The organism is Campylobacter sp. 1569 (assembly GCF_024723675.1).
In the GTDB taxonomy this organism is placed as follows: domain Bacteria; phylum Campylobacterota; class Campylobacteria; order Campylobacterales; family Campylobacteraceae; genus Campylobacter_D; species Campylobacter_D jejuni_C.
On record NZ_JANQDB010000009.1, the window covers coordinates 26,268 to 44,933 of the forward strand.

Here is an 18,666-nt window from a genome sequence, read left to right on the forward strand (position 1 = left end):
CCTTTTTAGGAGTTATTTTGCTTAATAAGCTCTTTTTTTGCATTCGATTTTGATTTCTTTAGCGGTTATATTTTGAACTTGATTTGGAGTTTGTGGATTTGGTGTTGTTTGGGCATAGCCGTGAAAAACTTCAGCTTCTATAAAAGTTCCTACTTTTAAGTCTCTAAAGGTGCCGTATTTATCCATACCAAAAATACCACAATCATCCATATCAATTTCTGTATTTGGTAAAATTTTTATATTCATTTTCTCTCCATAAGTAGTGTCAATTAAAATAGTCTTTGCGCCATCATTTACATCTACAATTACCCCATAAATTCCATCTGCATAAGCAAAGCCTGAAAGGCTTAAAGCTGCTAATAACGTAGTGATTTTCTTTTTCATTTTTTCTCCTTTATTTTTATGCAAGAATTATATAATTTTTTGAGTGAAGCAAGAGTGAATTTAGATATAATTTGAAAAATTTACTAAATGAGGTATATATGAGAGGATTTTTACACTATTTTTTTGCTTTTTTACTTGCAGGTTTATTAGTTGCTTGTTCTAAAAATGAGGATAAAAGTTCTGCTATAAGAGCTTATGGCTTTAATGAAAATACACAGAGTGTTTTTGTAGAGTTTAACACTAATATTATTAACCAAGAAATAGGTGTTATAAAAGAAAGAGAGATTGTTGTTAATAATCAAAAGACAAAAGTTAAATACGAGTTTGAAACGCCTACAAGATTAAATATTTTAACAACTTTGAAAGCAAACCAAAAATACGATATTTTTATAGATTTAAATGATATTTTAGCTGATGAAAAAGTACATTTAAAAGTACAAACTCCTTTTGAAAAGCTAGATATTAAAGGATATTTTCAAAACATTTCAAATGATGAAAGTATGTTAGTCTTAAATATTCAAAGTTTTTATACTCTTAATAAAGACGAGTTGTTAAAAGCTATTAAAATTACTACACAAGAAAAAGAAATTCAAGTAGATAAAATTATCATTCAAGGTGATATAGCAAGTGTGTATTCTAAAGCACTTAATATTAAAAATACTAATACTAATATAAAAGTAGTTTTTGATAAAAATATTTTAGGTTTAGAAAACAATATAGATTTAGAGTATATTTTGCTTGCAAAGAGTGAATTTGTTTTTCAAAATGCAAATATAGTTAATAAAAACATAGAATTACTTTTTTCTCAAAATATCTCACAAGATCAAAATCTAAAAGAATTGATTTTTATTGACCCTGAAGTAGATTTTAAAGCATTGGCTTTTGGAAATAAAATCAAACTCACAGGAGGTTTTTCTCCGAATAAAACTTATGAAATTCAACTTGCTCAAGGAATTAAAAGTGCTAATGGAATTGGCACAAAAGAAAATTATAAAACTCAAGTAAGTTTAAAAGACTATGAGCCTTCTATAAGTTTTACAAATCAAGGAGTATTTTTATCTAGTAAAGCAAGCAAAAAAATAGCTTTTAAGAGTATGAATGTTAAAAAAGTTCATTTGGAAGTTTATCAAGTCTTTTCAAACAACCTAAGTGAATATTTAAGATATAAAAACCTTCAAGGTGCAAAAAATTTAAGTGATTATGATAGTGATATTTTTTCAGAGAGTGATTACACTAGCGAAGTAGTATTAAAAAAGGATTTTGATATAAAAAACACTAAAAATCAATGGCAAGAAAATGAAATAGTACTTGATGGTTTAAAAGATTTAAGTGGTGTATTTATAGTCAAGCTTTATTTTAAAGAAGAAGATGTCGATTATGTTTTTGATGAGGGAATGGAGAGTTGGAAAAAATATAGATTTTTCAACCAAAAGGCAAAAGTAAGTAAGAACTTAATTTTTTCAGATATAGCTTTAATTACTCAAAATTTAAATAAAAAGCTTTTTGTAGATGTGAGGGATTTTACCACGCAAAAGGCTTTGAGTGGGGTTAGGGTTGATATAATTAGCAAAAGCAATCAAATTTTAGCTTCTAAAATGAGCGATGATAATGGTTTAGCTGTTTTTGATGATATTGATGAGTCAAGAGCTTTATTTATCATTGCTTCAAAAGATAAGCAAGCTTCTGTTTTACGTTTAAGTTCGCCTTTATTATATGATGGTTTTGATGTTGATGGTTTTGATTTGACTTCTCAAAATAAAGTATTTATTTACACAGAAAGAGGGGTTTATAGACCAGGTGATGCTATCCATTTAACTATGGTTGCAAGAAATGATAAAGGAGCTGTTAATCACCCTATATTTTTAAGTTTTTTTGATCCACGCAATAAAAAGCTTTTAGATAAAATCAAGCTTGATCCTTTGAGCAATGGAACTTTTTATAAAAAGATTTCACTTAGTCAACAAGCTTTAAGCGGAGTGTATTTAGCTAGGGTTGAATTTGCAAATGCGGTTTTTGATAAAGAAATTTTAGTGCAAAATATAGTGCCAAATCGTATAAAAGTATCCATGCAAGCTCCAAAAACCATAAAAGAAAATGAAAAATTAGATTTTAATATTAGCTCAAAATATCTTTTTGGAGCACCAGCAAGTAATTTACAATATCAAGCTGATTTATTTGTGAATAAAAAAGAATATAAAAATTCAAAATATCCAGAGTATATTTTTTCAAATCCTAGTGTTTTAGTGCAAAAATATCAAGATAATTTAAAAGGTATTTTAGATGAAAATGGCTTTGTAAAGCAAGAATTTGCTTTAAATGATTTTTTTAAAAATACTCCATATAATCTTGAAGCTAACATAAGGGCTAGGGTTTTTGAAAAAGGTTCAAGATCGGTTGAAGCGCTTGTGAATTCACAAGTGATATTGCATGAGTATTTTGTGGGTATTAAGCGTTTAAAAAATCACTATTTAAGCTCGGGTTCTATTATCAATTTTGAAGCCATTGTGGGTGATTTAGATGAGAATTTAATAGCAAATAGGGAAATTAAATACACTATTTATGCAAATGATTATTCTTGGTGGTGGGATTATGATAATTATGATGATTTTTTAAAATCGCTCAAAAAAGATAAAAACACACAAATCATTACTCAAGGAACTATTTTAAGCAAAGATAAACCAGTTAAAATTGAGTTTGATCCAAAAGAATACCATGGTGAAATGTTCATAGAACTTGAAGATACACAAAGTAAAACAAGCACAGGAGAGTTTTTTTATATTAGTAGTTTTGGTGCGCCAAGTAATGCTGATATAGTGAGTTCTTTAAAGATTAAAAGTGATAAAAAAGAATACAAACCAAATGAAACAGCTTATATAGAATTTGAAAGTGTTAAGGGTGCAAAAGCTATTGTTACTTTAAATGATAATGCAAAGATTTTAAAACGCTTTGTGATAGATACACATGAAGATATTACAAAGGTTGAAATTCCTATTCTTAAAGAATATATGCCAAATGTTTATGTGAGCGTGATTTTACTTCAAGATTATGATCAATATACTAATGATAGAGCCTTAAGACTTTTTGGCGTGGTGCCTTTAAATGTAGTAGATGAACAAAGTAAAATCGAGCTTGATTTAAAAGCACCGGATAAAATCATGCCAAAACAAGATTTTGAAGTAGAAATTCAAAGTAAAAATAAACAAAGTTATACTTATACACTAGCTATTGTAGATGAAGGTTTGCTTGATGTGAATGCTTTTAAAACTCCAGATATTTGGGGGTATTTTTATCAAAAAATTCGCTTCAATATGAGCATATATGATACCTATGATAAAATCATTGCTAAAAATATTTCTAATGCTTCTAAGGTATTAACTACAGGTGGTGATGTTTTCTTAGAAAGTAGAGCAAATAAAAGCAAAAACGATGAAAAAGCAAGACGCTTTAAACCGGTTGTATTGTTTCAAGAGCCAGTGCAAAGTGATGAAAATGGTTATGCAAAATTAAAATTTAATATGCCATCATACTTAGGTTCGGTTAGAGTTATGGTGGTGGCAAACAACTTAGCAGGTTTTGGCAGTGTTTCTAAAGATATCCAAGTTAGTGCACCTGCTGTGATGCTTGAAACTTTACCAAGGGCTTTAAGACTTGATGATGAGTTTAAGCTTTTGGTGCAAGTATTTAAGGTAGATGATGATGTAAAAAATGCAAAACTTAAACTAAAAACAAAAAATTCACTCATAAATTTTGAAAACGATGAAATTTTGATTGATTTTGGCAATGAAAAAAGCAAAGATATTTATGTTAATGCAAAAGTAAATTCAAACAAGCTTGGAGTAGAAGAAATAGAGTTAAGTTTAAATGTAAAAGATTACACCTATACTCAAAATACGCAAATTGATATAAAAGCTATAAATACCATTACTTATGAGGGTAAATCTTTTAAAATTCCTGCAAATACTTCTATGGAGTTTAAAATTACACAAGATTATATTAATCCAGTGGCGTTTTTGAGTGTGAGTTCTAAGCCTATTTTGAATATAAATCATAGACTAAAATACTTGCAAAATTATCCTTATGGATGTATAGAACAAAGCACTTCAGCAGTTTTACCACAACTTTTTTTGCAAAAACTTGATCAAGGAGCAAATGAACAAAAAAATATCAACAATATTAATACATTGTTAAGTAAATATGCAAATTTTCAAACTGCTAATGGTGGCTTTGCTTATTGGCAAGGACTTAAAGATTCTGATGCTTGGGGAAGTAACTATGCAGGTATGTTTATGATTTTGGCTAAAGAAAGAGGCTATTATGTGAGTGAGGGAATGTTTAAAGCATGGCTTGATTATCAAAAACGCTATGTTTTAAAAGCTCAAACAAATAAAGAAATTAGAATAAATTCTTTATATCTTTTAGCTTTAGCCAAAGAGCCAAATTTAAGCATAATGAATGCTATTTATGAAGATAGTGCTTATTTGCAAAGCTTAAACAATGTAAGTCTTTGGCAACTTAGCGCAGCTTATAAATTAGCAGGTTTTGATGAGGTAGCTTTAAATATAGCTAAAAACTTAAGCACAAAGCCTGATGAAAAAACTAATTACACTTATACTTATGGATCTTTTTTAAGAGATGAAGCTATTATTGCAAATGCGTATAAAATAATCTATGGTAAAGATAATGATGAATTATTAGATGATATTAAAAAAACTTTAGAAAGCCAAGCTTGGCTTAGCACTCAAAGCACAGGCTATGCTTTATATGCTTTGGCAAATAGCTTTAGTGATGAAAGCTCTAAAGTTATCAATGCAAGAGTAAAAATTAATGGTGAGAGTAAAAAGCTCAATGCAAGTTTTTCTAAATTTGAGTTTAATCAAGGCAGTGCTTTGATAGAAGCTAAAGAAGATACTTTTGTACATTTTGGAGTAGAGGGTATTAAAAAAGGTATTGCTGAGCCTTTTGCACAGCGTATGTATATAGAAAGAAGTTTTTATGATGAAAATGGAAATGAAATAGATGAAAGTGCTATAAAAAGCTCTCAAATTTTTTATATGAAATTAAAAATATCAAATAAAAATTATCCAGGTGCTTCTAATATAGCTTTAACTCAAATTTTACCAAGTGGATGGGAGATAGTGCAGGATCTTTTAGATGATGAAACTCCTGATTTTGTGAAAAATTCTTATTATGATTTTGTTGATATAAGAGATGATAAGATCATGTATTTCTTCCCTTTATATTCTGATGAATCAAGAGAATTTTTTGTGAAATTAAGCGCTGTTACTCCGGGTGTTTATACTTTGAGTGGAGCTTATGCTGAAGCAATGTATGACAATGCCTATAGAACTTTAAGTGAGAGTAAAAAAGTCAAAGTAGTGCAGTGAAAATTAAAATAAGCCTTGCGATATGCTTTTTAAGCCTATGTTTTTACATGGGCTTGATTTATTTTAGTTTTGATAGCAAGGATTTATTTAAAGGCACTTATAGTAAGGTTTTGCTTGATAAAAATAAAGAAATTCTTAGTGTATTTTTAGATGCTAATGAACAATGGCATTTAGAGAGTGAGTTTATACCGCAAAAATTAAAAAGTGCAGTTATTTTATATGAAGATAAAAATTTTTATTCTCATTATGGAGTAGATTTTTTAGCACTTATAAGAGCTTTTAAAAATAATCTTTTTTCAAGTAAAAGAAGTGGTGCAAGTACAATTTCTATGCAAACAATCAAACTGCTAGAGCAAAACAAACGCACATATTTTAATAAATTTAATGAAATCATCAAAGCTTTTGCTTTAGAAAGTGCTTATGAAAAAGATGAAATTCTAAAGCTTTATTTAAACAATGCTCCTTATGGAGGAAATTTAGTAGGTGTTGCAAGTGCTGGTTTGTTTTATTTTGAAAAAGATTTAAAAGATCTTACTTGGAGTGAAGCAGCTTTGCTTGCTGTGCTTCCTAATAATCCGGGTTTAATTAATCTTGAAAAAAACAAAGATAGACTTTTAAAAAAACGTAATGCCTTACTTGATAGGCTTTTTGAAAAGGGATATTTTTCTAAAGATATTTTAACTCTTGCAAAGGCTGAAAAACTTCCTAGCTTTAAAGCAAGAAAAAACTTAGCTCCGCATTTAGCGCGTAGGCTTTTAGTAGATAAAGAAAAAATCATTTCTAGTATAGATAAAAAGATTCAAATCAAATTCGAAGAAAAAGCCAAAGAATATTCTTATAAACTACAACAAAAAGGCATAAAAAATTTAGCTATATTGTTAGCAGATACTAAAACAAATAAAGTTTTAGCTTATGTAGGCTCTAATGATTTTTATGATTTTGCAAGTTTTGGTCAAGTTGATGGGGTGATAGCAAAGCGTAGTGTGGGTTCAACTTTAAAACCTTTACTTTTTGCTTTTGCCATAGATGAAGGGCTTATAGTGCCTGAATCTTTAGTGCTTGATGTGCCTACATTTTTTTCCAATTTTGCTCCACAAAATGCAAATAAAAAATACCATGGTTTTATTAGCGTAAAAGAATCTTTACAAAAATCACTTAATATTCCTTTTGTAAGCTTACTTGCAGAATATGGGTATGAGAAGTTTTTTTATAAACTCAAAGATATTTTAGATTTTGAAGATGAAAATTTTAAAAAATATGGACTTTCTTTGATTTTGGGTACAAAAGAGTTTAGTTTAGAAGATATGGTAAAAATTTATCTAGGACTTGGAAATTATGGAAATTTTAAAGAGCTTTTATATGAAGAAAATGCATTTACTAAAGAAGATAAAAAACTTATTAGTGATGGAGCAAGCTTTTTAACCTTGCAAACTTTAAAGGATTTAGATAGAGTGGGTTTGAAACAGTATGATTTTAATACTATCATCTCTTGGAAAACAGGCACAAGTTATGGCAGAAAAGATGCTTGGGCTATAGGAACTTCTCCAAAATATACTTTAGGAGTATGGGTTGGAAATTTTAATGGCGAAGCAAATGCAAATTTATATGGTGTAAGTATAGCAGGGGAATTGTTTTTTGAGCTTTTAGCTTTACTTGATAGAGTTAATTTAGAATTTGAAAAACCTAATGATTTAGTTACTATCAAAATTGAAAATCAAACAGGATATAGATATGATTATAAATTTGGCTTTAAAGAAGTACTTTACCCACAAAGTGCAAATATCTTAAGAACTTCACCATTTTTAAAAGAAGTTTTTATGTACAAAAACAAAGAAGTTGATTCTTTAGATAAAAATTTTATTCACGCAAAGAAAAAGATTATATTAAATTTACCTTCTAACGCTCAAGCTTTTTTTGCTAAAGAAAAACAAAATTTACAAAGTTCTAACCAAAATTTAAAAATCATATATCCATTAAATAATCTTAATATTGTTTTGCCAAAAGACTTAAAAAGTAAGCAAAAACTACTGGTAAAACTTGTAAATCCTAAAAAAGAAAAGCTTTTTTGGTATTTAAATCAGGAATTGATTTTCGAAGGTAAAGAAGAGACTTTGCCTTTAGACTTAAAAAAAGGTAAATATGTTCTTTGTATTATCAGTGAAGATGGAACAAGTGATTTTATAAAATTTAATATATTTTAAATACAAATAATAAAAATTATTAGCTAAAAATCCATTCCCCCCCCCCCAGTTTTTAGGTTTTTGAGTAAAATAGTTAGAATTATTTACAATTATTTTAAAATATAACAAAAATATAATAATTTTTATATTTATTTAATAATAAGTATTTATAATTACGAAAAAATTTTACTAATTAATTTTCAAGGAGAAAAAATGCGTAATTGGAGTCTTGGCGTTAAAATTGTTGCAATAACAATTATCACTGTTATTTTAATTTTGAGTATTTTGTCTTTGATTATTATTAATCGCTCTACATCTGTATTGAACACTCAAATTGAAAATACACTTGTAGCATCTGTGCATCGTTACGGTAATCAAGCTGAAGCTTCTATAAAATCTTTATTTGTAAGCGCTATAGGTACTCAAAGAACTTTAAATAATCTTATTTCAGAAGGTGCCATAAATCCAAAAAGAATAGAAAATATTCTTGGAGAGGCTATTGATGCTAATAGGGAGATTGCTTATGGTTATTATTTTTTGCAAGATGGAACAGCATATAGAAATTTAGGTGTTGATGATAAATATTTTACAAACCAAAATGAATTTATGATTTTAATGCGTGATGCTGATATTGTAAATTCTGGTGGTATGCAAACTTTAGCGGCAAGCCAAGAAATTTCTTCTACAAGAGCTATTAAAAGTTTAATGGGTGGGGATAAACTTTATTTTGGAGAACCAAGATGGTATAACATCCATGGAAATAAATTTTTAGGACTTAACGTAGCAGCTCCTATTACAGATAAAAAAGGTAAAGCAATAGGTGTTGTTGGAATGCTATATGATTTAAATTCTATAGCAGTTTTCCTAAATGATTCTTCTAGATCTATATTTAAAGGCTCAAGAAGAATTTTATTAGCAAGCAATGGTGTACTAGCTACACATCAAAATGCTGATTTTGTAACTAAAAAAATTACCGAAGTAAATAAAAATGCAACTCATATTATAGAAGCACAAAAAGATATTCAAGTAAAACCTATTGATTATGTTTCAGATAGTGGAGAAGAATATCATGGTGCTATTAAAGTATTTGAAGTATGGCCAAATACTGGAATTCATTGGGCAATGTTAGCTATTGTGCCAAATGAAACGGTTTATGCACCTATTGTAGAGCTTAGAAATATTATTATAATTTGTTCTGTTATAGCTATTGTATTTATTATTATCGTGATTGGAAGTTCTATAAAAAGAATAGTTTCAACAAGAGTGCAAAGACTTCAAGATCATTTGATGAAATTCTTTAGATATCTAAATCATGAGTTAGCAACTGTAGAAGTTTTAACTCCTAGATATAACGATGAGCTTGGAAAAATGGCATTAATGATTAATGATAATGTTCAATATATCCATACTTGTTTAGAAAAAGATGAAATAACAGTCCAAAATATTTTAGAAGTTTCTTTTGATATAGAAAAAGGATACTTTACTCAAAGAATTGAATCAAATCCAGTCAATCCAAAACTTGTGGAATTAAAAGAAGTTTTAAATAAAATGTTTGATGATATGGAGAAAAAAATTGGTAAAGATATGAATAATATAGAAAGGGTTTTTAAAAGTTTCCAAAATCTTGATTTTTCAGATAAAATAGAAGATGCACAAGGTGACATGGAGAGATTTTTAAATTCTGTTGGAGAAGAGATTAAGAAAATGCTTCAAACTTCTTTAAATCAAGGAGAAGTATTGCAACAAAAAGCTGATTCATTAAAAGAAAGCGTTACTCAACTTAATGAAGGAGCGCAAAAACAAGCTGATTCTTTACAAGAAAGTGCGGCCGCAGTTGAAGAAATGAGTGCTTCTATGAATGCAGTGGCAGCAAGAACTGAAGAGGTTATTAAACAAAGTAGTGATATTAAAGATGTAACTGATGTTATCAGAGATATTGCAGATCAAATTAACCTACTTGCATTAAATGCTGCTATTGAAGCTGCACGTGCAGGTGAGCATGGACGTGGCTTTGCTGTTGTTGCTGATGAAGTTAGAAACCTAGCAGAAAGAACTCAAAAGTCTTTAGGTGAGATTGAAGCTAATACTAATATCTTAGTTCAATCTATTAATGAAATGGGTGAGAGTATTAAAGAGCAAGCTTTAGGGATTTCACAAATCAATCAAGCTGTTTCAGTAATAGATGGTTTAACTAAAGAAAACTCACAAATTGCACATGCAACTAATTCTGTAGCAAATGAGGTTGATTTAATGTCGGCTGAAATAGTGGCAGATGTTAGAAGAAAGAAATTTTAAAAAACTACCCTTTAAAGGGTAGTTTAATTTATAAAATACTCTTGAATTTTGTTTTTATCTTCAAAGGCCATACTTTGAAAAATTTTATCTTTAAAGCCTATTTTGTATTTTGTATTATTTTGAGTTTTAGCATAAGTTAGGGCTATGCTAAATGCAAGATCAAGATCTTGAGGATTGATATTTTCATCCACTAAAGAATAAGCACCTATTAAATCAAAGAGTTTTAATTCTTCATATTTTTGAGTTTTTAATTCTTTTAAAAATTGATTTTCTAGCTCATTTCTACCTATTATCATTTTAGAGCCATTTGGAAGTCTTAAATGACGTCCGTATTTTAAAAGTTGTGCATCATTAACTTGCATATTTTTATCAAATTTAATGAAATCTTTGATTTTATTTGAAAAACTCTCAAGTGTAAGCAAGCATCCACCACCTGGACTTTCAAAATCTTCAAAACCAAATTTGGCAGCTAGTTCAAGTTGTCTTTTTCTACTTCTTCCGCTTATGTTTTCTAACTTTTCTCTATCAACCCAACCCTCACGCTCAGGTTTGGTTAAAGGTAAATTTTTAGCACACATTGGACGCAAGATTAAATCTTCTTCATCAAGAGCTAGTTTCTTTACCTTAGCCATAGCATCATTTCTTTGGCTCATAGGACGTTGACCAACTACTTCTCCTGTGATGATAAAACTTGCATTTTCATCTTTTAACATAGAAAGAGCGGTTTTAAACATAAAAGCATGGCAATCTATACAGGGGTTAAAATGTTTTCCATAGCCATATTGAGGATTAAATAAAACTTCTTGTAAGTATGCATTTCTCACATCTATCATCTCAAAACTAGCCCCTGCCATAGCAGCGCGTTTTGCCATGAGTTCGCTTTTATCACTTGTGCCACCAAAGCCTATATTGATATTTAAAGCTTTTACTTCTATACCTTGAGAGCTTATGAGTTTTATAGCAAGCATAGAATCAAGCCCACCACTAAAAAGTGCTAATGCTTTCATTTTTTCCTTTCGAAATTTTTGGCATATTGTAATAAATGTTTTTTAATTTTTATACAAGTTTTTATTTAAAAAACTTCTTCTTCAAAGTTATGATGAATTGCTTTTTTATCTTTTATATTTTTTTGCAATCTACTTAAAAATAATTCTAAGCTTTCCTCATCATCTAAAAATTGTATATTTTTTAAAACTTCCATTAGATGATTAAAAAATTTTTCATCGTTTTGATAGTTTTTTTTGATTTTTTCTAAATTTTGATTGAGTAAATTATAAATTTGCTTTTTAAGTGCTTGCTTTAAGTTTATATTTTTTAATTTATTAAAATAAGCAAAATTAATTTTGCAAATAGCATATAAAAATTCTTCTAAATTGCTTAAAATTTTAATATTTTCAACCTCATAAAGTTCTCTTATACTAGGATCATTAAAGTCTTTTTGTTCTAAAATAGCTTTAGCAATGTCTTGATGTAAGAAATATTCTTTTGTGCTTAAAAGTTTAAAAAGTCCTATGGCTTTTTGGTTTTCATATAAAAATTTCAAAAGCTCCAACTCGCTTATATTATTGATTTTGCTTTGTTTGATGGGATTGGTAAAGTTTATATTTTTTCTTGTATTTTTAGAAAGCCTTATATCACTAACATTTACACCTAAAAGATTTGCCACTAAAGTAGTGTAGGAATTTGCTATTAAAGGTTCAAGACTAAAGGTATATTTTTGTACCTCTTCTAAAGCCTTTTGCTTGCTAAGTGCTGAGTTTAAATCAAAATTTGTGATTAAACTTCTTATATAAAATTCTCCAAGTTCTATACCTTTTTCTAAAATATTAAAAAGTAATTTTTCTTGATGGCTTGCTACGAGTTCAGCCGGATCTTTTCCACCTTCTATTAAGACTACTTTTCCATCAATTTTTGCTAAACTTAGCAAATGTGCTGAACGCACAGCAGCATTAAGTCCTGCATTATCATTATCAAAGCACAAAATCACTCTTGCTTCTAGTCTTTTTATTAAAGGTATGTGATTTTCACCTAAAGCTGTTCCTAAAACTGCTACAGCATTTTTAAATCCTGCTTTATGAAAGGCTATAGCGTCCATATAACCCTCGCAAATTATCATTTCTTTTTGCTTATAAATAGCATCTTTTGCTAAATTGAGTGCATAAAAAACGCGTGATTTGTCAAAAAGTTTACTTTGGGGTGAATTAACATATTTTGCCATATTGTTTTCATCTAAAGTTCTACCACCAAAACCTATGAGTAAATTTTTATGATCATAAATACTAAAAGTAATGCGGTTGATAAAACTTGCATAAGCACCATTTTCATTTTGTTTTATTGCACCTACTTCTAGGGCTTCTTCTTGAGTGATTTGTTCATTTTGTAAAAGTCTTAGTGTTTCATTAGAGCTTGGTGCAAATCCTAGTTCAAAGGTTCTAATATCTTCATCATTTAAACCTCTTTTATAAAGATAAACTAAAGCTTCTTTATTTTTAGCTAAATTTTGTTTATAAAAAGCATTAAGAATAGGTAAGATATGGATGATGGATTTTTTGTTATCTTGTTTTTGTGAGGTGTAAGTAAGTGAAAAATTACTCCACGAAGCGACTTTTTCCACTGCTTCAACAAAGTTTAATTTCTCATAATCCATTACAAATTTAAAAACATTACCCCCAGCCTTACATGCAAAACAATGATAAAATCCTTTAATGGAATTAATATGCATACTAGGATTTTTATCATCATGAAAAGGGCAAACGCATACATAGCTTGAGCCTTGTTTTTTCACTTCAACATAGTGAGCTATGATATCAACAATATCTGTTTTTTGTAAAAGTTGTTCTATACTTGCTTGTTCTATCATCTTTAAACCTTAAAGAAAATTATATAAGCATTTAGCTATAATTGTTATAAATTTGAAAATTAAGTTGCAAGGTTATGGATTTTTTCTTTGTAGAATACCGCGATCCTTTATTTGGTCTTATTGTTTTAACCGCTTTAGTTTTTATCATAGCTAGCTCACATTATATATGGCGTATTTTTGCAAATAAGGACCAAAAAAGCAAACTTGATCGCTTTGTAAAAAAATTTGAAATTAACTCTACACATCAACAAATTTTAAAAAATGCTAATTTAAGCATTGAAAATTTAAATTTTTTAGCTCAAATTTTTACTAAAAGTGGTGAATTTGAAAAAGCTGTAGGGATTTATCTTATAGCTTTGCAAAAAGCAAATGAGGCAAGCCAAAAAGAGTTTATCTTTTTTTCGCTAGCACAAGTTTATTTAAAAGCAGGATTTTTAGAGCGTAGCGTAGAAGCTTTATTGAATGCTTTAAAAATCAAAGCACGCAATAAAGAAAGCTTAAAACTTTTGAAAATTGTTTATTTAAAACTTAAAGATTATGATAAGGTTTTAGATGTTTTAGAATGTTTGTTTGAGCTAGGAGAAAATATATATGCAGAAAAAGCTTTAATAAAGGCTTTGAAAATTCAAACAAGCTCTAAAGAGCAAGAGCAAAAAATAAAAGAAATTTTAGCTTTAAGTAAGAATAATGAGTTTATTTTAAGACTTTGCTTTTTGCATTATAAAGACAAACTTACTCAAATGCCTAAATTTGAAAATATCATTGATTTGCTTAATGAATGCAAAAGCCCGCTTAATCTTGAAGATGAAAAATATCATGAGTTTTTTTATGCAAAAAATTTAAGTACAAAATCTATTTCTATCAAAAATCATAAACTAAAAATTTTAAAAATTTTAAATGATAATGAGTTAAGTGCAAATCTTAGCTTTACTTATGTGTGTAATAATTGTAAAAATCAAAGTCCTTTGTTTTTTTACCATTGTCCATTTTGCTATGAATTTGGAAAATGTGAGATTTATTATGAGGTAAAAGCTTGAAAAATATTGAAATTTATACTGATGGCTCTTGTTTAAACAACCCTGGTTTTGGAGGGTGGGCTTATGTTTTAACTTATAAAAATTACCAAAAAGAACAAAGCGGGGCTTGTGAGAATACAACAAATAATCGTATGGAGTTAATGGCTATTATAGAAGCTTTAAAAGCTTTAAAAGAACCTTGTGAGGTAAAATTATACACAGATTCAAATTTAATGGTGCAAAGTATTAATGAGTGGCTTGAAGGTTGGGTAAAAAAAGATTTTAAGGGTAAAAAAAATATTGATCTTTGGAAAGAGTATTTAAAAGTAGCTAAAGATCATAAAATAACTGCTTTTTGGATCAAAGCACACAATGGCCATGAATTAAATGAGCGTTGTGATGAGCTAGCAAGAAATGCAGCCTTAAAGCTCCAAGAAGAAAGGTCAATAAATGCTTAAAAAACTCCAAGAAAGACTAAATTATCATTTTAAAAATGAGCAATTACTCATCGAAGCTTTGACGCATAAAAGTTACAAAAAGCCTTATAACAACGAAAGATTAGAGTTTTTAGGTGATGCGGTGATGGATTTAGTGGTAGGGGAGTTTTTGTTTTTTAAATTTCAAAAAGACTCAGAAGGGAACCTTTCTAAGCTTAGAGCAGCTTTGGTGAATGAAAAATCTTTTGCAACCTTAGCGCAAAAACTTGATCTTGGAACATGTATTTTTATGTCTATTGCAGAAGAAAACAACGATGGACGCAATAAGCCTTCCATACTTTCTGATGCTTTTGAAGCACTAATGGGAGCTTTGTATTTAGAAATAGGTTTTGAAAAAACTAAAAATATAGCATTAAATTTGCTTAATGAAGTTTATCCGCATATTGACACGCAAAGTTTGTTTAAAGATTATAAAACAAGATTGCAAGAAATTACACAAGCAAATATGGCGGGCACTCCTGAGTATATTGTAGTAAAGGCTTTTGGGCCTGATCATAAAAAGCAATTTGAAATTGCAGTAAAAATTCAAGGCATAGAAGTAGCAAGATCTACAGCAGGTAGTAAAAAAGAAGCCCAGCAACAATGTGCTAAAATCGCACTTGAAAAATTAGGAAAACTATGAATAGCTTTGGAGTAAGATTTAAATTTACAAGCTTTGGCGAATCTCATGGTCAAGCTATAGGTTGTGTGATAGATGGTATGCCAGCAGGGGTGAAGTTTGACTTTGATTTTTTACAAGAAATGCTAGATAAAAGAAAACCAGGTCAAAATAAATTTAGTACTCCTAGAAAAGAAGAAGATAAAGCTCAAGTTTTAAGTGGAGTTTTTGAAGGTTATACAACAGGAACTCCTATAAGTGTTTTGGTGTATAATGAAAATACACGTTCAAAAGATTATGAAAAAGATGTATTTCGTCCAGGGCATGCTGATTTTACTTATTATCACAAATATGGTATTAGAGATTATAGAGGTGGTGGAAGAGCTAGCGCTAGAGAAAGTGTAGCAAGAGTAGCAGCAGGAGCTTTAGCTTGTATGCTTTTAAAAGAGTTTGATATAGAAATAATGAGCGGAGTTTTTGGAGTAGGAAGTATTGATAGTAAACTTAGCAATGATGAGTTTGATTTTGATTATGCTAAAAATAGTGAAGTTTATGCTTTAGATAAAAATTTAGAACAAAACTTTAAAGATGAAATTTTGAAAGCCAAAAAGGCTAAAAATAGTATAGGTGCAAGAGTTTTTACTAGAGTAAAAAATCCTATCAAAGGCTTAGGTGAGCCTTTGTATGATAAACTTGATTCAAAACTTGCTCATGCAATCATGGGTATAAATGCGGTTAAAGCTGTAGAAATAGGAAGTGGTATTCAAAGTAGTTATATGAATGGAAATGAAAATAATGATGAATTAAAATATGGAGTGTTTTTAAGCAATCATAGCGGAGGATTGTTGGGTGGAATTTCTAATGGAAATTTTATTGATATAAAAACATATTTTAAACCAACCCCTTCTATATTTTTGCCCCAACAAACACAAAATATTCAAGGAGAAAATATTATACATGAGTTAAAAGGTAGACACGATCCTTGTGTAGGTATAAGAGGTAGTGTTGTAGTAAATGCTATGGTAGCAGTTTGCATGGCCGATGCTTTACTTTTAAATGCAAGCTCAAATTTGCAAAATTTACAACGTATTTATGGAAAAAATAAATAAAAATTTAATACTTGTTTTGATATGATGATAAAATATCTTTAAAAAGGGAGCAATATGAAAAAAAATATCGTATTTTTTGAAGTTAGAGGTGGTAGTGACAAAGGTGAAGATGGCCATAGAAAAGATACTATGCCTATGGTAAATGCTTTAAAAGAACAAGGTTGGAATGCTGAGGTTATCTTCTTTGAAGTAGAAAAAAAAGATGAAATTTATGAATATGTAAAAAATAATGCTGATGCTTATGTTTCTAGAATCAACCCAGGAAATTTAAAAGAAGAAAATGAGTATTTTGATATGCTTAGAAAACTTTGTGCAAATGGGGTTATAGGCATGTCTCATCCTGATGCGATGATAGGATATGGTGCTAAAGATGCTTTGACTAAGCTAAATAAAACTGCTTTAGTACCTGAAGATACTTATGCATATTATGATATTAAAACTTTTAAAGAAAGTTTCCCAAAAACTTTAGCAAAAGGTGAGAGGGTTTTAAAACAAAATCGTGGCTCAACTGGAGAGGGAATTTGGCGTGTTAGATTGATAGATGAGCTACCAGTAGGGGCTGTGAGCGTGCCATTAAACGCAAAAATCAAATGTACAGAAGCTAAAGATAACCACACAGAAGAAAGAGAGCTTGGTGAGTTTATGGATTTTTGTGAGCAATACATTGTAGGCGATAATGGTATGCTTGTAGATATGACTTTCTTACCGCGTATTAAAGAAGGTGAGATTAGAATTTTAATGCTTTATCATACTCCAATTTATGTAGTGCATAAAAAACCTGCAGAAGGTGCTGATGCATTTTCTGCTACACTTTTTTCAGGTGCAAAATATAGATATGATGAACCAAAAGATTGGCAAGAGTTGGTAGATTGGTTTTTAGCAACATTGCCAGAAATTCGCTCAAAACTTGGAAATTACGATATTCCTTTGATTTGGACAGCGGATTTTATCTTAGATACAGATGAAAATGGTAAAGATAAATATGTTTTAGGTGAGATTAATTGCTCTTGTGTAGGATTTACTTCTCCTGCTGAATTTGTTGAGCCGATTGCTAAAAAAGTAGCTCAAAATATTATTAATATCGTAAGTAAAAACTAACCCTTGTTTAAACAAGGGTTTTTAACTCATTATGCTTTTAACTATACTTTATATTATCGGAATTACCGTTGATGCAATGACAGGAGCTATTGCTGCAGGAAGGCATAAAATGGATCTTTTTGGAGTGATATTTATAGCTTTAGTAACAGCCATTGGTGGAGGTTCGATTAGAGATATTTTACTTGATCATCATCCACTAACTTGGATCAAAACTCCTGAGTATGTGATTTTAATTTGTGTTGCAGCTATGATTACAACAAAAATTGCTAAATATGTTATAAGGCTTGAAAAACTTTTTTTGATTTTAGATGCTATAGGTTTGGTTGTTTTTAGTGTTTTAGGTGCACAAATTGCAATAGAAATGGGATATGGTTTTATAGTGGCTGTGAGTTCAGCCGTGATTACTGGTGTGTTTGGTGGGATATTAAGAGATATATTATGTGCTAGGATACCACTTGTGTTTCAAAAAGAAATTTATGCAGGTGTTGCTATATTAACAGGGGCTTTGTATTATATATTGTATATTTTGGGTGTAGATGAGTTATGGGTAATTCTTACTTCGTTGATTGTAGGAACTATAGCAAGGCTTTTGGCAATATACTATGGCTTAAGTTTGCCTATATTTTCTTTTAAAGATGGGGAAAATAAAGAAGGTTAAAATTCTATCTTATAGACTCTTAAAGGATAAGCTTCATTATCTACAATATTTTCAATAAAAATTCCATCATACTTTTCATAAAATCCTACAAGCTCTGTTAGTAGGTAAAATTTATTTATATTCTTTGTTTTTAAATCATTTTTTATAAATTTTAGCAATTGACTAGATATTTTATTTCCTCTATAATTTTCTTCAACATATAAAGCACATAAATTTGGTTCTAAATCTTTTCTTTTGTGAAAATCATTTTGTATAATCCCAGCTCCAGCTATGATTGTATTTTTATCTAAAACCAAATACCACTGAGGAATTGTTTGGCTATTAAAACTATTTTTTATACTTTTAAAATAAATCTTTTCATCAATGTCCCATTTTTCAGAAAACCATTTAGAAGCTTTTATTAATAGGTCTTTTTTATTTGATATATTAATTATACGCACAAATAAAAAAATCTCCTTATGGGAATGAAATTTATGATATTTTTATATTAGAATTTAAAAGAGTGGTGACCCATACGAGACTCGAACTCGTGTTACCGCCGTGAAAGGGCGATGTCCTAACCGCTAGACGAATGGGCCAATTAAATA

Annotated in this window: 13 protein-coding genes, 1 tRNA gene and 1 pseudogene; 10 read left to right on the forward strand and 5 right to left on the reverse strand. The window is 29.3% G+C overall.

The features are described from left to right. Window positions 1–21: 21 nt before the first annotated feature. Entirely contained in the window at window positions 22–384 is a 363-nt protein-coding gene (locus tag CAMP5060_RS05610; protein WP_087699863.1) for a hypothetical protein, read from the reverse strand. A 98-nt stretch (window positions 385–482) separates the two neighbouring features. Between CAMP5060_RS05610 and CAMP5060_RS05615 the strand changes: the two genes are divergently transcribed. The 4 genes and pseudogenes from CAMP5060_RS05615 (at window position 483) to CAMP5060_RS08330 (ending at window position 10,243) form a co-directional block, all read left to right on the forward strand. Continuing rightward, window positions 483–5,768 carry an MG2 domain-containing protein gene (locus tag CAMP5060_RS05615; RefSeq protein WP_337218048.1) on the forward strand — a complete coding sequence of 1,762 codons (5,286 nt, stop codon included), beginning with the start codon at window positions 483–485 and terminating at the stop codon, window positions 5,766–5,768. Window positions 5,769–5,815: 47 nt separating this feature from the next. After that, window positions 5,816–7,969 carry a penicillin-binding protein 1C gene (gene pbpC / locus CAMP5060_RS05620; protein ID WP_250325601.1) on the forward strand — a complete coding sequence of 718 codons (2,154 nt, stop codon included), beginning with the start codon at window positions 5,816–5,818 and terminating at the stop codon, window positions 7,967–7,969. Between the two features lie 192 nt (window positions 7,970–8,161). Continuing rightward, window positions 8,162–8,791, forward strand: a pseudogene (locus CAMP5060_RS08325) (PDC sensor domain-containing protein); the annotation flags it as partial. A gap of 999 nt (window positions 8,792–9,790) precedes the next feature. After that, window positions 9,791–10,243, forward strand: a complete 453-nt coding sequence (locus CAMP5060_RS08330; protein WP_391527400.1) for a methyl-accepting chemotaxis protein — start codon at window positions 9,791–9,793, stop codon at window positions 10,241–10,243. Window positions 10,244–10,266: 23 nt separating this feature from the next. On the opposite strand, the gene CAMP5060_RS05630 is transcribed toward CAMP5060_RS08330, so the two are convergent. After that, window positions 10,267–11,250: an argininosuccinate synthase gene (locus CAMP5060_RS05630; RefSeq protein WP_214100431.1), complete on the reverse strand. Its 984-nt coding sequence runs from the start codon at window positions 11,248–11,250 to the stop codon at window positions 10,267–10,269. 65 nt (window positions 11,251–11,315) lie between these two features. Further along, window positions 11,316–13,103 carry a DNA primase gene (gene dnaG, locus CAMP5060_RS05635; protein WP_087699139.1) on the reverse strand — a complete coding sequence of 596 codons (1,788 nt, stop codon included), beginning with the start codon at window positions 13,101–13,103 and terminating at the stop codon, window positions 11,316–11,318. Between the two features lie 74 nt (window positions 13,104–13,177). Between dnaG and CAMP5060_RS05640 the strand changes: the two genes are divergently transcribed. Genes CAMP5060_RS05640 through CAMP5060_RS05665 form a run of 6 tightly spaced genes read left to right on the forward strand, consistent with a single transcriptional unit; the run spans window position 13,178 to window position 18,079 of the window. Next, complete coding sequence (locus tag CAMP5060_RS05640) at window positions 13,178–14,140, forward strand: hypothetical protein (protein ID WP_087699141.1); 963 nt, start codon at window positions 13,178–13,180, stop codon at window positions 14,138–14,140. After that, window positions 14,137–14,577 carry a ribonuclease HI gene (gene rnhA / locus CAMP5060_RS05645; RefSeq protein WP_087699143.1) on the forward strand — a complete coding sequence of 147 codons (441 nt, stop codon included), beginning with the start codon at window positions 14,137–14,139 and terminating at the stop codon, window positions 14,575–14,577. The genes CAMP5060_RS05640 and rnhA overlap by 4 nt, the downstream gene beginning before the upstream one ends. After that, window positions 14,570–15,238, forward strand: a complete 669-nt coding sequence (gene rnc / locus CAMP5060_RS05650; protein ID WP_087699145.1) for a ribonuclease III — start codon at window positions 14,570–14,572, stop codon at window positions 15,236–15,238. Before rnhA ends, rnc begins: the two co-directional genes overlap by 8 nt. Then, window positions 15,235–16,323 (forward strand): chorismate synthase, encoded by a 1,089-nt coding sequence (gene aroC / locus CAMP5060_RS05655; RefSeq protein WP_087699147.1) that lies wholly within the window; start codon window positions 15,235–15,237, stop codon window positions 16,321–16,323. The genes rnc and aroC overlap by 4 nt, the downstream gene beginning before the upstream one ends. 54 nt (window positions 16,324–16,377) lie before the next feature. After that, the gene (locus tag CAMP5060_RS05660) at window positions 16,378–17,421 is read left to right on the forward strand and encodes a Cj0069 family protein (RefSeq protein ID WP_337218049.1); all 1,044 of its coding nucleotides are present in this window, start codon (window positions 16,378–16,380) and stop codon (window positions 17,419–17,421) included. A 31-nt stretch (window positions 17,422–17,452) separates the two neighbouring features. Next, window positions 17,453–18,079, forward strand: a complete 627-nt coding sequence (locus CAMP5060_RS05665; RefSeq protein WP_214100433.1) for a trimeric intracellular cation channel family protein — start codon at window positions 17,453–17,455, stop codon at window positions 18,077–18,079. Here the strand turns inward: CAMP5060_RS05665 and CAMP5060_RS05670 are convergent. Beyond that, a complete protein-coding gene (locus CAMP5060_RS05670) occupies window positions 18,076–18,519 on the reverse strand; it encodes a GNAT family N-acetyltransferase (RefSeq protein ID WP_337218050.1) in 444 nt (147 codons plus the stop codon). The genes CAMP5060_RS05665 and CAMP5060_RS05670 overlap by 4 nt on opposite strands. 63 nt (window positions 18,520–18,582) lie before the next feature. Next, a tRNA-Glu gene (locus CAMP5060_RS05675) sits at window positions 18,583–18,657 on the reverse strand. Window positions 18,658–18,666: the final 9 nt, after the last annotated feature.